Annotated in this window: 11 protein-coding genes; 7 read left to right on the forward strand and 4 right to left on the reverse strand. The window is 68.6% G+C overall.

The features are described from left to right. The first annotated feature begins 13 nt into the window (after positions 1-13). Positions 14-1,456, forward strand: coding sequence for an RNA polymerase factor sigma-54 (locus tag BXA00_RS24340; RefSeq protein WP_076520947.1), 1,443 nt, complete (start codon positions 14-16; stop codon positions 1,454-1,456). 95 nt (positions 1,457-1,551) lie between these two features. Here the strand turns inward: BXA00_RS24340 and BXA00_RS24345 are convergent, their stop codons facing one another. The 3 genes from BXA00_RS24345 to BXA00_RS24355 all read right to left on the reverse strand — a co-directional run bounded on the left by BXA00_RS24345 (position 1,552) and on the right by BXA00_RS24355 (position 6,384). Further along, positions 1,552-1,914 (reverse strand): hypothetical protein, encoded by a 363-nt coding sequence (locus BXA00_RS24345; RefSeq protein WP_076520948.1) that lies wholly within the window; start codon positions 1,912-1,914, stop codon positions 1,552-1,554. 128 nt (positions 1,915-2,042) lie between these two features. Further along, a complete protein-coding gene (locus BXA00_RS24350) occupies positions 2,043-5,039 on the reverse strand; it encodes a GAF domain-containing protein (RefSeq protein ID WP_076520949.1) in 2,997 nt (998 codons plus the stop codon). Between the two features lie 64 nt (positions 5,040-5,103). Further along, positions 5,104-6,384, reverse strand: coding sequence for an MFS transporter (locus tag BXA00_RS24355; RefSeq protein ID WP_076520950.1), 1,281 nt, complete (start codon positions 6,382-6,384; stop codon positions 5,104-5,106). Between the two features lie 120 nt (positions 6,385-6,504). Between BXA00_RS24355 and BXA00_RS24360 the strand changes: the two genes are divergently transcribed. Next, entirely contained in the window at positions 6,505-7,404 is a 900-nt protein-coding gene (locus tag BXA00_RS24360; protein ID WP_076520951.1) for a LysR family transcriptional regulator, read from the forward strand. Positions 7,405-7,536: 132 nt separating this feature from the next. Next, positions 7,537-9,192, forward strand: a complete 1,656-nt coding sequence (locus tag BXA00_RS24365) for a mucoidy inhibitor MuiA family protein (protein ID WP_076520952.1) — start codon at positions 7,537-7,539, stop codon at positions 9,190-9,192. Positions 9,193-9,241: 49 nt separating this feature from the next. On the opposite strand, the gene BXA00_RS24370 is transcribed toward BXA00_RS24365, so the two are convergent. Beyond that, positions 9,242-10,468, reverse strand: coding sequence for an EAL domain-containing protein (locus BXA00_RS24370; RefSeq protein ID WP_076520953.1), 1,227 nt, complete (start codon positions 10,466-10,468; stop codon positions 9,242-9,244). 314 nt (positions 10,469-10,782) lie between these two features. On the opposite strand from BXA00_RS24370, the gene BXA00_RS24375 reads away from it, so the two are divergent. From BXA00_RS24375 to BXA00_RS24390, 4 genes are all read left to right on the forward strand, one after another. After that, entirely contained in the window at positions 10,783-11,916 is a 1,134-nt protein-coding gene (locus BXA00_RS24375) for a 3-deoxy-7-phosphoheptulonate synthase (protein WP_076520954.1), read from the forward strand. 313 nt (positions 11,917-12,229) lie between these two features. Further along, entirely contained in the window at positions 12,230-12,724 is a 495-nt protein-coding gene (locus BXA00_RS24380; RefSeq protein WP_076520955.1) for a hypothetical protein, read from the forward strand. A 333-nt stretch (positions 12,725-13,057) separates the two neighbouring features. Next, positions 13,058-13,780, forward strand: a complete 723-nt coding sequence (locus BXA00_RS24385; RefSeq protein ID WP_076520956.1) for a response regulator transcription factor — start codon at positions 13,058-13,060, stop codon at positions 13,778-13,780. Between the two features lie 10 nt (positions 13,781-13,790). Next, the gene (locus tag BXA00_RS24390; protein ID WP_076520957.1) at positions 13,791-14,660 is read left to right on the forward strand and encodes a CoA ester lyase; all 870 of its coding nucleotides are present in this window, start codon (positions 13,791-13,793) and stop codon (positions 14,658-14,660) included. Positions 14,661-14,813: the final 153 nt, after the last annotated feature.

Below are 14,813 nucleotides of genomic sequence, written 5' to 3' on the forward strand. Positions count from 1 at the left end.
ATTGGGCCACCCAATGCAAGAACTTCGCCTGCGCCAGCAAATGACGCTTGCGCCGCGTCTGCAGCAATCCGTCAAGCTGCTTCAGATGTCGGCGCTGGAGTTCACCACGGCCGTCCAGCATGCGCTGGCGAACAACCCGTTTCTCGAAGATCCGGACGATTCGGAGCCTGAGGCCGCCCCGGCCGCGCCTGGCGCCCACGGCGACGCCGTCACATTCGAAAGCCAGCCCGCCGCCGAGCCTGACAGCGCGCCCGAACGCACCGACGCCGATGAGCTCCCGCCCGATGCGCCCGCCTACTCCGGCGACTATCCGACCCATGCGCCCAACGGCGGCGAAAGCGACCTGGGCCAATGGGCCTGCGCCAGCGTCTCGATGCGCGAACGCCTGTCCAACGAGCTGGGCAACTATCACCTGCAGCCGCGCGACCGCCTGCTGGCCGAATTCATCATCGATGCGCTGGACGATGACGGCTATCTGCGCGTGCCCCTGACCAACCTGTGCAACGCTGCCGATGCGGACATCGACCCCACGCCGGAAGAAAGCGAATGGACCGCCGCCCTGCGCCTGGTGCAGCAACTGGACGCGCCCGGCATCGCCGCCCGCGACCTGCGCGAATGCCTCACCCTGCAACTGGCCGCGCTGCCCGACGAGGACGACGACACGCGGGCCCTCGCCCACCGCATCGTGCAGGAACACCTGGACCGCCTGGCCAAGAACGATTACCAGGGCCTGCGCCGGGTGCTGGGATGTTCCGACGACGACCTGCGCGAAGCCAGCGCGCTGATCCGCCGGCTGGATCCCAAGCCGGGCGCGCGCTATAGCGGCGAGACCCCCATCTATGTCGTGCCGGATGTATTCGTCGACAAATGGCAGGGGCGCTGGCGCGTGCTGCCCAACCGCAGCGCGATGCCGCGCGCGCGACTGCACAGCGCCTACGCGGACCTCTTTCGCCGTGCCCGCCTGGACGACCGCAGCCCGATGGCGCAGGAACTGCAGGAGGCGCGCTGGCTGGTGCGCAACGTGGAGCAACGCTACACGACCATCCAGCGCGTGGCCGAGGCGATCGTCAAACGCCAGCAGATGTTCTTCGAATACGGCGAGGTGGCGCTGCGGCCGCTGATGCTGCGAGAGGTCGCGGACGATCTGAACATGCACGAATCCACGGTGTCGCGGGCCACGGTCAGCAAATACATGACGACGCCGCGCGGCGTCTTCGAATTCCGCCACTTCTTCTCGCGCGAGCTGGCCACCGAATCGGGCGGCTCGTGTTCGGCCGCGGCCGTGCGCGCGCTGATCAAGGAGATGGTCGAAGCCGAGGACCCCTGCATGCCGCTGTCGGATGTGGCGCTGACGCAGCAGCTCGCGTCCAACGGCATCCTGCTCGCGCGCCGGACGGTGTCCAAGTACCGCGGTCAACTGCGCGTTCCGCCCGCCGAACTGCGCAGGCAGCATTGAGCGGCGCGCGGCGCCCGCGTTGCGCGCCGCCGCGGGATCAAAAAAAGGCTTCCTCGCGGAAGCCTTTTTGCTGGCGGGTTGCCCCGCCTGCTGGATTACTTGCTGCCGCCCGTGTTCGGGTAGCCCGGCGCGGGCGTGGCGCCGGCGGCAGGCGTCGCCGGCACGTTGTCATTGGCTTCGCGCTTGCGATTGGGCATCTCCGATTGATGCTTGCCCGAACTCATGTGGCCGCTCTTGTCCAGCTTGGGCGGCGTCGTGGGGGTATTCGGCGCGGCATTCGGAGCCGGCGGAATCGTGCCCGCAGGCACCTTCGTGTTCGGCGGCACCGCAGTGCCATCGTTCGGGGTGTTCGACGGCGAGGTGGTGACGCTCCCGCCCGTCGATTGGGCCATCGCCCCGCCGGCGGTCGCCAGGCCGGCAATCAATGCAAACGCGCAAGTCATGGCACGGTATTTCATAACAGACCTCCTAGGTTGAATTGCATCCTCCTAGTCGCAAGCCCCGTGCCCGCCCTTGCCTGCCGCCCGCCCCGCGCAGTAGTTCGCGAGGCAGGGCATTTTTTACCTGCCTTTGCAACACTTGACCCCTAGGCCGCCCGTTGCGGCCCGGCGCTCGCCTCCAGCATGCGTTGCACCCGCTCGCCCAGCGCATCCAGCGAGAACGGCTTGACGATGAGCTCCATGCCCTCTTCCAGGAAACCGCGCGTGCTGGCCGCGCTTTCCGCGTAGCCCGTCATGAGCAGCACGCGCAGGCCCGGATGCGCCACGCGGGCGGCGTCGGCCAATTGACGGCCGTTCAGGTTGGGCAAGCCCACGTCCGTCACCAGCAGGCTCAGGTTGCGCGTCGACGTGACCAGTTCCAGCCCCGCCTCGCCGTCGGCCGCGGTCAGCACATGCAGGCCCATGTCGACCAGCGACTCCCGAACCATCTCGCGCACGTTCGTGTCGTCCTCCACGACGATGACGAACGCCTGGCCGGGCGAAGCCGCCTGCGCGCCGGTCGCGGTCGGCGCCTCGGCCGGCAGTTCGGGCTCGCCCTGATGGCGAGGCAGGTACAGCCGAACCGACGTTCCGACGCCCTCCGCGCTTTCCAGGAGCGCGCTGCCGCCCGCCTGCTTCGCAAACCCGTAGGTCATCGACAGGCCCAGCCCCGTGCCCTCGCCCAGCGGCTTGGTCGTGTAGAAGGGGTCGAAGGCATGCGCCAGCACGTCGGGCGACATGCCGCAGCCCACGTCCGAGACCGACACTTCGACAAACGCCCCGGGGCCGATCCCCGTACGCTGGCGCGATGACGAGTCATCCAGGTGCGCGTTGGCGGCGGCCACGGTCAGCACGCCGCCATTGGGCATCGCATCGCAGGCATTGATGACCAGGTTGAGCATGGCGTTCTCGAACTGGTTCTTGTCGCAGTTCACCGGCCAAAGGCCCGGCTCCAGGTCGAAGACCAGGCTGACGCGCTCGCCGGTATAGCGGTGGAACAGGTCCGTCATGGAGTGCAGCGCGGCCTCGACGCTGAACGGCTTGGGGTCGATCGGCTGGCGCCGCGAAAACGTGAGCAGGCGCTGCGTAAGGTGGGCGGCGCGATTGGCCGAGTCCATGGCCACGGTGATGAAACGCTGCGCCTGTTCCGGCACCCCCGCGGCCAGCTTGCGCTGGATGAGGTACAGGGCGCCGGTGATGCCCTGGAGCATGTTGTTGAAATCGTGCGCGATCCCGCCCGTCAGGCGCCCGACCGCCTCCATTTTCTGCGCCTGGCGCAGCGCGTTCTCGGTCTCGGCCAGCGCCTCGGCCTGCGCCTTCAGGTCCGAATCGTCGCGGCCCGCCAGGTAAAGGCTGTCCTGCGACCACGACATGCTCCACGTGATCCAGCTGTAGCCGCCCGCGCGCTTGCGCACGCGGCTTTCCAGATGCCGCACGGACTGCGCGCCCGGGGGCCGGCCGGCCAGCGACCAGGCCGCGCGCGTCGCGTCCAGGTCGTCCGGATGGATCAGCTCGGTCAGTCCCATCGACAGGAACTGGTCGGGGCTCCAGCCCAGGATGGGCAGCACGGCCGGGTTCACGCTGACAAAGCGCCCCTTCGTGTCGATGACCGCCAGCAATTCCGGCGACAGGCGCCAGATGCGGTCGCGCTCGGCGATGGCATGCTCCACCCGTTGTTCCAGCATGCGCGAATACTGCGAGCGCTCGACCGCGTCGCACATGCGTTCGGCCACTTCTTCGATGAAGGCCAGGTCGCCCGGCTTGAGCCGGCTGCTGGACAAAGGCCGCACGACCAGCGCGCCGCCTTGCCGCGCCCAGCGGCGCATCGGCACCACGATGGCCGACGGACGGATCTCGCCCCCTTCCTGGGCCAGCAGCGGTTGCAGATAGGTAGTGCGCCCTTGGCGCACCGCCTCGTAGAACTCGTCGCCCAATTGCCCGGGCGCCAACGCGTCCTGCCGCGCCAGGTCGGCGTCGGACCGCCAGCACGTGGACACCACCGGCGCCGCGCCTTCGCCGGCCCAGTCCAGCACGGCGACCAGGCCCAGCGACAGGTGCTGGCCCAGGGCCTCGCACGCCGTCTGCTCGATGGCCGCCTGCAGATGCAGTTCGCGCATCCGGTCGCCCAACGCCAGCAGGAAATTCTTGCGGTGCTGCCCTTCCCAGAGCTCGGACTCAGCGGCCTTGCGCGCGGTCACATCGAGGAACAGCGCCATGATCCGGTCGGCGTCGACCTTGCGGGCGCGCGCTTCATACCAGGCATCCTTGGGCGCGGGCACGGCAAACTCGAACTGGATGGGGTCGCCCGTTTCAACCACCTGCGCGAAGGTGTCCAGAATCTGGCTGGGAACCCCGGGAATCATCTCGCGCAGCGTATGGCCCAGCGTGTCGCCTTCCTTCATGCCGCTTTGGCGTTCGAAGGCCGGATTGACCTCCAGGAAGCGGAAGTCCGTGACGCGGCCCGCGTCGTCGCGCAATGCCTCGGCCAGGAAAAACGCTTCCTGCATGCCGTCGAACATCGCCCGCCACCGTTCGCCGCTGTGCCGGAGCGCGAGATCCATGCGATGCCGTTCGATCGCCAGCGCGGCGCTGCGCGTGACGAGCGCGATCGCGTCGATGTCCTGGGCGGACGGCTGGCGGCATTCTTCGTAGTAGTTGGAGAAGACGCCAAGCAGCCGCCCGTCCGGCGACTTGATCGGCGTGGACCAGCAGGCGCGCAGGCCATGGGCCAGCGCAAGATCGCGCCACGTCGCCCACCGCGGATCGGTGGCGATGTCATCGACGTACACCGGGTTGCCCGCGTGCGCGGCCGCACCCCACGAGCCCGCCATCGGGCCGACCGGCACCCCGTCCACCGCGGCATTGAAAGCGTCGGGCAGGCTGGGCGCGGCGCCATGCCGCAGCACGATTCCCGGGTCGTCCGCCAGCGCGATGGCCGTGCGCACTTTTACGCTGGACTGCGCCTCGATGGCGTGCAGCACGTGTTCAAGCACCTGCTGCAGCGGTACGCCAGCGGCGATGCGCTCCAGCATGATGCGTTCATCTTCCAGACGAGCAAGCGTGTCGGTCCAGGGGAGGGACACGCGGTCTTGCTTGGTCAACATGGTTCCCCCTATCGCAGATAGGACTGTACGCGATAGGGACCTACTTGGCTAAACCTCTGTAACGTCAGGCCGGACCGGCGACGCCGGCGGCCGCGTGCCGCCGGCCGGTGCGCCAGGCCAGCCCGGCGCTGATGGACAGCGCCACCGCCAGCAACCCGCCCGCCATCGCCGCCACGCCATCCCAGCCGGCGGCGGTCCAGAAATGTCCGCCCAGCGCCCCCAGCACGCTGGACCCCACGTAATAGACCAGGAGGTACAACGAGGCCGCCAGCGCCTTGAACCCGCGCGCCATCTGCCCGACCCAGCCGCTCGCGACCGCGTGGGCGGCGAAAAAGCCGAATGTGAACACCACGATGCCCGCGATCAGCAGCGGCAGGGAATCCGACAGCGTCAGCAACAGACCCGCCAGGGCCAGGCCCGTGGCCGCCGACAGCATCGCGCCGCGTCCGTGGCGGTCGGCCAGCCGGCCGAAAAAGGTCGACGCGAAAATGCCGACCAGATAGACGACGAAGATGAAGCCGATAAAGGTCTGGCTGAGCGAGAACGGCGGCAGCAGGAGACGAAAGCCCACGTAGTTATAGACCGCCACAAAGGCGCCCATCAGGAGCCCGCCCATGGCGAACAGTCCGCACAACGGCCCGTTCTTCAAATGCGCGCCCGCGCCGGCCCGCACGTCGCCCCATACGCCCGCCCATCCCTGCCCGCGCCGCGGCGTGAAACGGCGCGATGCCGGCAGGAGCCAGATGAACAGCATGGCCGCGACGATGCCCAGCAATCCGAGCGTGCCCATGGCCGCGCGCCAGCCGTAGTGGTCGGACACCAGTCCGGTGATGACGCGGCCCGACAGGCCGCCGAATGCGCTGCCGCTGATGTACAGGCCCATCGCGAACCCCAGCGTGCCGGGCTCGACCTCTTCGGCCAGATAGGCCATGGCCACGGCGGGCACCCCGCCCATCGCCACGCCCTGCAGCGCCCGCAACGCAAGCAGGCTGTGCCAGTCGGGCGCGACGGCGGCGATGGTGCCCAGGATGGCCGAGGCGAAGAGCGACAGCGCCATGATGGGCTTGCGCGGCAGGGCTGCCGAAAACAGGCCCACAAAAAATATCGCGATGGCCAGCAGGCCCGTGCAGAGCGACAGCACCAGGCTGCTCTGCGCCGCCGAGACGTTGAATGCGCGGGTGTAGATCGGCATCAGCGGCTGCACGCAATACAGCAGGGAAAAGGTGGAAAAGCCGGCGGCGAACAAGGCCCACTGGGCGCGGCGCAGTCCGGGCGTGCCGCGCGCCAGATACGTCGACGGCGCGGCGTCGCGTTCGGTTGCGGAACGGGTGGAAGGGGTAGACATCAGGTTTCTCGAATGACAACGGGCAGCAAGCCCGTAGCGACAAGGTAGACGCTTGCCCTGCATATGTCCAATATATGAAACTGCACCCGTGCATATTTAAAAACGATGGACTGTTGAACGATGGAACTGCGCCACCTGAGATACTTCACCGCCGTCGCGGAGGAACTGCACTTCACGCGCGCCGCCGCCCGCCTGGGGATCGGCCAGCCCCCGCTGAGCCAGCAGATCCAGCAGTTGGAACGCGAGATCGGCACGGCGCTGTTCCTGCGCCTGCCGCGCGGCATCGCGCTGACCGAGGCCGGGGCGCAGTTCCTTGAGGACGCGCGCGCCATCCTGGCCAGCGCCGACCGCGCCGTGGACCTCGCGCGGCGGCTGGGTCGCGGCGAACGGGGCGCCATCACCGTGGGCTTTACCGCGTCTGCGGTGTTCCATCCTTACCTGCCGCGCGCGATCCGCGCCTTCCGCGACCGCTATCCGGACGTGCGCATCACCCTCACCGAAAGCAATACCCTGACGCTGCTGCGCGGCCTGCGCGCGGGCGAGGTGGATGTCGCCTTCGTGCGGCCGCCCTACGTGCTGGACGCCGAGTTCGAGTCCGAACGCGTCCTGGACGAGCCCATGCTGATCGCCCTGCCCCCCGACCACGCGCTCAGCCGCAAGCGCGCCATCCCGATCGCGGCGCTGGCCGCGGAAGACTTCGTGCTGTATCCCCGTCCCATCGGCGCCGGGCTGTATGACGCCATCCAGTCCGCCTGCCAGCGTGCGGGCTTTGCGCCGCGCGTCATCCAGGAGGCGCCGCAGATGGCGTCGATCGTGAGCCTGGTGGCGGCGGGCGTGGGCATCTCCATCGTGCCCGCCGCCATGCGCCACATGGGCGCGCAGGGCATCGAGTACCGCCCGATCAAGGGCGACGCGCCGCACGCGCTGCTCGACATGGCCTACCGCCGCCACGACCGCTCGGCCGCCGCGGAGAACGCCGTCCAGATGCTGCGGCGTCTGGCGCATCCGGAATCCGCCTGAACCGCGGTATCGCCCTGTCGCGTTTGTCATTTTCTGTAAACCGGCCGGGCTGGGCCGGCGATAGACTCACGCGCTTGCCGCAATGCGTCCCCGTGGGGACGCTCCCGCCCCCCACTTTTCCAAGGTGCTCCCGTGAGACGTACCCTCCTGGCCCTGGCTTTCGCAACCCTCCCCGGCCTCGGCGGCGCCGCCGCGCTGCCCTCCGCCATCGGCGCGGTCACCGTCTACCAGGACCGCGCGGTCGTCACCCGCGCCGCCAGCAGCGACCTCGCCGCGGGCGAACATGAACTCGTGCTGGAAAACCTGCCGGCGACGCTGCAGGACAACTCGCTGCAGGTGTCGGCCCGCAGCACCGGCCAGGCCACGCTGCTGGACGTGAAGGTCCGGGACGCCTACCAGGCGGACGCCGCCAGCGAACGCGTCCGTCAGTTGGAAGCCCAGATCGAGAAACTGGAGGCCCGGCAGGCGGCGCTGGACGACGAAGCGGCCGTGCTGGACAACCAGCGCGAACTCATCCTGATGATGCAGCGCGGGGCGACCGAACCGGCCAAGGATGGCGCCCGCCTCACCCTGGACGAACTCAAGGCGATCCAGGCGCTCAGCGCCGAGACGCTGGGCACGACGCTGGCGGGCCTGCGCGGCGTGGCCGAAAAGCGGGCTGTGCTGGAACGTGAACTGGCCGCCCTGCAAGCCCAGCTCGGGCAGGTGCGCGGGGCGGCGGGCCGGCGCAGCAAGACGGTCGTCCTGCGTGTCGACATGGCCCGAAGCGGCAAGCTGGACCTTGCGCTGTCCTATGCGGTCGCGGGCGCGCGCTGGACGCCGTCCTACGATGCGCGGCTGCGCCCGGCCGATCGCCACGTGGACCTGGGCTACTTCGGCGTCATCCGCCAGAACACGGGCGAGGACTGGAACAACGTGAAGCTGACCCTGTCCACCGCGCGGCCATCGCTGGGCGGTGGCGCGCCCACGCTGCGGCCGTGGATCATCGACGTGGCCGCCCCGCCGCCGCCCATGCCCGCTCCCGCGCCGGCTCCCGCCGCGGTTCAGGCGGAAATGCAGCCGGAGATGCAGACCAAGCGCGCGCCCCGGGCCCGCGCCATGGCGGACGCGCAAATGGCGGCCGAACCGGCGCCCGAGGCGATCGACGTCGCCACCGCCCAGGTCCAGAACGCCGCGACCAGCGCATCCTTCCAGATCCAGAATCCGGCCACGCTGCCGTCCGACAACACGGCGCAGCGCGTCGCCATCGCCAGCGCCAGGCTGCCCGCCACCTTGCAGTACCAGTCCACGCCGGCGCTGCGCGAGGCCACGTACCTGACGGCGCAGGCCAGCAACACAACGGCGTTCCCGTTCCTCGCGGGGCCCCTCAATACCTTCCTGGACGATGCCTTCGTCGCCTCGGGCGCCATGAAAGCCGTGATGCCCGGCGAAAAACTGGAACTGGCGCTGGGCGCCGACGACGGCATTTCGATCAAGCGGCAGCTCGTGAACCGCTACACCGAAAGCACCGGCTTCTCGGGCAGCGGCAAGCGCGTCACCTACGAATACAAGATCACGGTCAAGAACAACAAGACCACCCAGGAACAGGTGTCCTTCAAGGACCGCCTGCCGGTCTCGCGCAACGAGAAGATCGTGGTCAAGCTGCTATCGCCCGCCGACCGCGACATCAAGCGCGAAGAAGACGGCAAGGTGGCCTGGGACTGGACGCTCGAACCGGGCAAGTCGCGCGAGACGGTGTTCAAGTTCTCGGTGGATTACCCGGGCGACATCGACGTGTCCGGCCTTTGAATGCGCGGGCGCAGGCCGCCATCGCGCGCGACATGGCGGCGCGGCCCGCTCAATGCGACCGGCAGAATTCGATGAACTCGTCGGGCTCCAGCGGCACCGAAATCCCGTAGCCCTGCGCGACGTCGCACCCCAGTTCGCGCAGCAGTTGCACGTCGCGCTCCTGCTCGACGCCTTCGGCCACCACGCGACGCCCAAGCACCCGCCCCATTTCGATCGCTGCCGCGACGACCGCGCGCGACGCGGCCTCGCGGTGCATGTGGACGATGAAGTCCCGGTCGATCTTCAACTCATTGAATGGCATGGCCGAAAACAGCCGCATCGAGGCAATGCCGGCGCCGAAGTCATCCATCGCCAGTTCAAAGCCGCGCACGCGCAATAGGTTCAGCGTGGACGAGAGCGCCAGCCAATCGGTCACGGGCTCGTCTTCCGTAAGCTCGACCTTGATCAGCCGGGCCGGCAGGCCGGCCTGTCCGACTTTCTGCTCCAGCAGGCCGGGCAGCTCGCGCGAGCACAGCGTGGACGCGGAGGCATTGATGGCGATCGGCACCGCGATGTCCTCGTCCTGCATCCGCCGCAGCACCTCGATCACCCGGTCCGCCACACGGCTGAACAGCATCCGGTCCATGCCCAGCCGGTGCGCGGCCGGCACGAAATCGGCCGCGGAGATCGCGCCCAGCTTGGGGTGGACCCAGCGCGACAGCGCCTCGGCCGCCACCACGCGCCCGGTGGACAGGCTGATCTGCGGCTGCAGCACCACGTGCATGCCTTTGCCGGTCGCCAGCGCCTGGCTCAGCGCGGCTTCCATCACCTCGCGCCGCACCGACTTGGGCTTGTGCGGGGACGCCGATTCGTCGTCGATGCTGTGCAGGGCGTTCTTGATGGCCTGCTGCATGGCCGCGCGCGACACGGGCTTGGCCAGCGCCTGCGCCGACGGGCAGCCCGCCTGCAGGGCCAGCCGCACATGGGATTGCAGGAGTTCGTCGCTGAGGCTGCTGATCCAGATGATCGGCGGCATGCTCTTCAGGCGTCCCGCGTCCACCAGCCGGCGCAGGTCATTGGGCAGGCGCGTGCCATCGCCCTCGCCCATCACGATGTCGCTGATCAGGACGTCATAGTATTGGCGCGTCATCGCGCCCACGGCTTCGATGCTGCTTCCCAACCCCGCCACGCGGCGGTAGCCCAACGCCAGCAGCATGTTCTGCAGATAGGCGCGTTCGACGGGGTGGTCTTCCACGAGAAGAAACCGTCGGGACGCGCCGGCATCGGGTTTGGGCATTGCTGACCGTCCTGGAACCTTTACACACGGAAAGAAGCCTCGATCGGCCCCTGCCTGCGCCTGCCGCAAGCCGGTGAGCCCGGCCCCTTGGGAGCACGGGTCAATGCTAAGGCATCCGCGCAAAGCATGTCTTTATCGATAACGGGTTAATTCAGCCCGTCGCCGATAGTCGTAGTTGCCGGCGCATCCGCCGTCTGGTCCCGTTCCTTGGTGCCTGTCCCCGCCAACCCCGCATCCGCCCCCGCCCATCCGCCTCCACCGTCCGCGGGTGCGATAATGGCGGACTTTCCCGCATCTACGGCACGGAGCTTCCCTTGACCCGCATTGACGACCCCCTGCACGACCGCGAGGTCGGCGCGGCCGACGCCACCCAGGACAACACGCGCACCGACGACACCCGCATCAGCGCGGTGCGTCCGTTGATTTCACCGGCCCTGCTGCAAGACGAACTGCCCGTCTCGACCGAGATCCAGACGCTCGTCGAGCAAAGCCGCGCCGACATCGCCGACGTGCTGCACGGCCGCGACGACCGCCTGGTGCTGGTGGTGGGCCCCTGCTCCATCCACGACCATGCGCAGGCCATGGAGTATGCGCGCCACTTGCGCGCCGCCGCCGACGCGCACAAGGACGACCTGCTGATCGTCATGCGCGTGTACTTCGAAAAGCCCCGCACCACCGTCGGCTGGAAGGGTTATATCAACGATCCGCGTCTGGACGGCAGCTTCCGCATCAACGAAGGCCTGCGCCGCGCGCGCGAACTGCTGCTGGACATCAGCGGCCTGGGCCTGCCCATCGCCACCGAATTCCTGGATCTCCTCAGCCCGCAATACATCGCCGACCTGATCGCCTGGGGCGCCATCGGCGCGCGCACCACCGAAAGCCCCAGCCATCGCCAGCTCAGCTCGGGCCTGAGCTGCCCGCTGGGCTTCAAGAACGGCACCGATGGCGGCGTCCAGATCGCGGCCGACGCCATGGTCGCGGCCAGCGCCAAGCACGCGTTCATGGGCATGACCAAGATGGGCATGGCCGCCATCTTCGAAACCCGCGGCAACCAGGACACCCACGTGATCCTGCGCGGCGGCAAGCAAGGGCCGAACTACGACGCGGCCAGCGTCGACGCCTGTTGCGCCGCGCTGCGCGCCGCGGGCCAGCGCGAGCAGGTCATGATCGACTGCTCGCACGCCAACTCCAACAAGTCGCACCTGCGCCAGATCGACGTGGCCAACGACATCGCGGCCCAGATCTCCCAGGGCGACAGCCGCATCACGGGCGTCATGATCGAAAGCCATCTCGAAGAAGGCCGCCAGGACCTCAAGCCCGGCCAGCCGCTGCGCCATGGTGTGTCCATCACCGACGCCTGCCTGGGCTGGGCCCAGACCGAACCGGTGCTCGCCGCGCTGGCGCAAGCCGTGCGCCAGCGCCGGCAGAAGCTCGCCGCGGTCGCCTGACGGGTACGCCGATACGTCGATACGCCGGTGCGTCGATACGCCGGTGCGTCGATACGCCGGTGCACCGCCACGCCGCCTGGCGCGGGCGGCGCGCCGGCGGCAGGCCTTGGCTTGCCGCTTGTCATCGTCCTGCAAAGATCGGGCCAGATCATCGGCGCTGACCGGCGTCCGCTCCGCGGCGGCATTGCTGCTGTTACAGCACGCTTTTGAAACAATTGGTATCATGCGCGTGGTGTTCAAGTCGGAACCGGGCGACACGTTCGTTCCGCATCTTCCAGGGCCCCGCGCCCTTCCCGCAATTTTCCCGTCAGGTATGGAACGTTCTCGCCTCGTGCCGGCCGCGCCGGCTCAATCCGCCCGCGTGCGCCACAGCATTTTCATCTACACCGAAGAACAACGCGGCAACCAGATGGTCGAGTCGCTGGTGCTCGGCATGCTGTCCGATATCTCCGGTTCGGAGAAACTCATCGTCGTGCAGGACCCGCATCACGGGTTCAAGTATGTCTACCGCATCGATCACGAAAGCAGCAATCTCGATGCGGCGGCCATCACCGAACTGGACGCGTCCGTGTTCAACGGCAAGTCCTCGACCGAGATCAACGCCATGTCGTATCGGTTGGGCACGCCCGAGAACGCCATGAAGCTGCTGCGCGGCAAGACCCACTGGATCCAGGACAAGGGCTCGGTGCTGTCGGTCCTGCTGCAGAATGCTGCGGCGCGCAAGACGCGCTTTGCGCCGCCCCGGATTGAACGCGAACGGATGCGCAAAGTGCCTGAGGGCGTGCCGGTCGAATTGCTGCCCGCGTAGATTGGACGGTATCCGGGCGGTTTTTTCTTATCCACAGAATTTGTGGATAAGAAAAACCCAAACGCACGGCTGATGGCCTTTCGGGCGACACGAAACGGCCTGCTCAATTATTGACCAGCCCCTTTTTTTACACCATCCGGATGGCGTCCCCGTTCGATGCCGCGCCGCCGCAACGGCCGGGATGATATTCTGCGCGCAAGAACGCAAGCACATCAGACCGATCGCCGTATTGCTCCCGGGGTCCGCGCGCCGCGCGAGCCCGCCCCCTCTAAGAAACCGCAGCATGACCAGAACACACCTGTTCGCACAAGGAGCGCGAGAGCGCGCCGCGCCGTGACGATCATCGTCGTCGACGACCACGGGGACTGGCGCGACTCCATCGCCGAATACATCCAGGACCTGGGCCTGGACAAGGCCATCCTCACGGCCGGCTCCCTGGCCGAGCTGGACGACCTGCTGCTGACCGTCACGCCCGCCATCCTCGTGCTGGACGCCATGCTGCCGGATGGCGACGGGCTTGCGCGCGTCTCCCACCTGCGCACCACCTACCCGTCCATGGGCATCGTCATGCTGACGGGACGGCTCCTGAGCGAAGACAAGGTGTCCGGGCTGAGCCTGGGCGCCGACCATTACCTGACCAAGCCCGTCAACCTGGCCGAACTGGGCGCCACGCTGGTCGCGCTGTCGCGCCGTCTGCGCGTGGTGCCCGCCGCCGACCTCGACGATACGCAGTCCGGCGCGTGGCGCTTCGACCCGGCGCGCCGCACCCTGACATCGCCCGGCCAGGTCAGCGTCGACATCACCGATGCCGAAAGCCGCCTGATCGGCGCGCTGATCCAGGCGGCGCCCCTGCCCCTGACCCGCGCACGCCTCGTCGAAGCCCTGGGCGCCAGCGCGCAGGCCTACGACACGCACCGGCTGGACGCCCACATGCACCGGCTGCGCCGCAAGCTGCGCGCGCACACTGGCGGGGACATCGGCATCCGCACGGTGTATGGCGTGGGCTACGTCTGCACCTCGCCCGTCACCATCGTCGGCACGCTCCCCAACCGCTGAGACCGCAAGCATGAACGCCATCCTCCGCCCCCGCCGTTCCGTTCTCTACATGCCCGGCGCCAATGCGCGGGCGCTCGACAAGGCGCGCACGCTCGATGCGGACGCGCTGATCCTGGACCTGGAGGACGCCGTGGCGCCCGACGCCAAGAAACTGGCGCGCGCGCAGGTGGCGTCGGCCTTGCGCGCGGGCGGTTTCGGACGGCGCGAATGCATCGTGCGCGTCAATGCCCTGGACACCCCGTGGGGGCTGGACGACGTGCGCGCCATCGCGCAAGCCGGCGCCGATGCCGTGCTGCTGCCCAAGGTCGAATCGGCCGCGCAGCTTGCCGCGCTGGGCGAGGCGCTGGATGCCGCGGGTGCGCCGTCGGACCTGCCGCTGTGGGCCATGGCCGAGACCCCGCTGGGTTTTCTGCGCCTTGACGCCATCGCCGGCGGCCATGCGCGCCTGGCCGCCATCGTCGTCGGCACCTCGGACCTGGTGAAGGACCTGCACGCCCGCCACACGCCCGCGCGCCACGAGACGCTGCTGGCGCGCTCGCTGGCGGTGATGGCGGCGCGCGCGCACGGCCTCGCGGTCCTGGACGGGGTGCACCTGGACCTGAACGACGACGCCGGCCTGCAGGACGCCTGCCGGCAGGGGCGCGACCAGGGCTTTGACGGCAAGACCCTGATCCATCCGCGCCAGATCGCGGCGGCCAACGCCGCCTTTGCGCCGACACCCGAGGAGCTCGACGGCGCGCGCAAGCGCCTGGACGCCTGGCAGGCGGCCCAGGCCGCGGGCAAGGGCGTGGCGGTCGTGGACGGCGCCCTGGTCGAGAACCTGCATGCGCGGGAGGCCGAGCGCCTGCTGGCGCTGGCCGCGGCGATCGAGACGAAATAACCCGGTCCGCGCCGGCCCGCTACAATGTCGTCCGCAATCGGATAAGGCTCGTTCCCGTCCGCTTCCGTCTTTCGCGCCCCGCGCCCGCTTTTGCGCATGCGCGAACCCGCCCCGGTTCCCTCTTTTTGGCCGCGCCTTGTGGCGGGAGCCTTG

The sequence above is a fragment of the Achromobacter sp. MFA1 R4 genome (assembly GCF_900156745.1).
Taxonomy (GTDB): domain Bacteria; phylum Pseudomonadota; class Gammaproteobacteria; order Burkholderiales; family Burkholderiaceae_B; genus Achromobacter.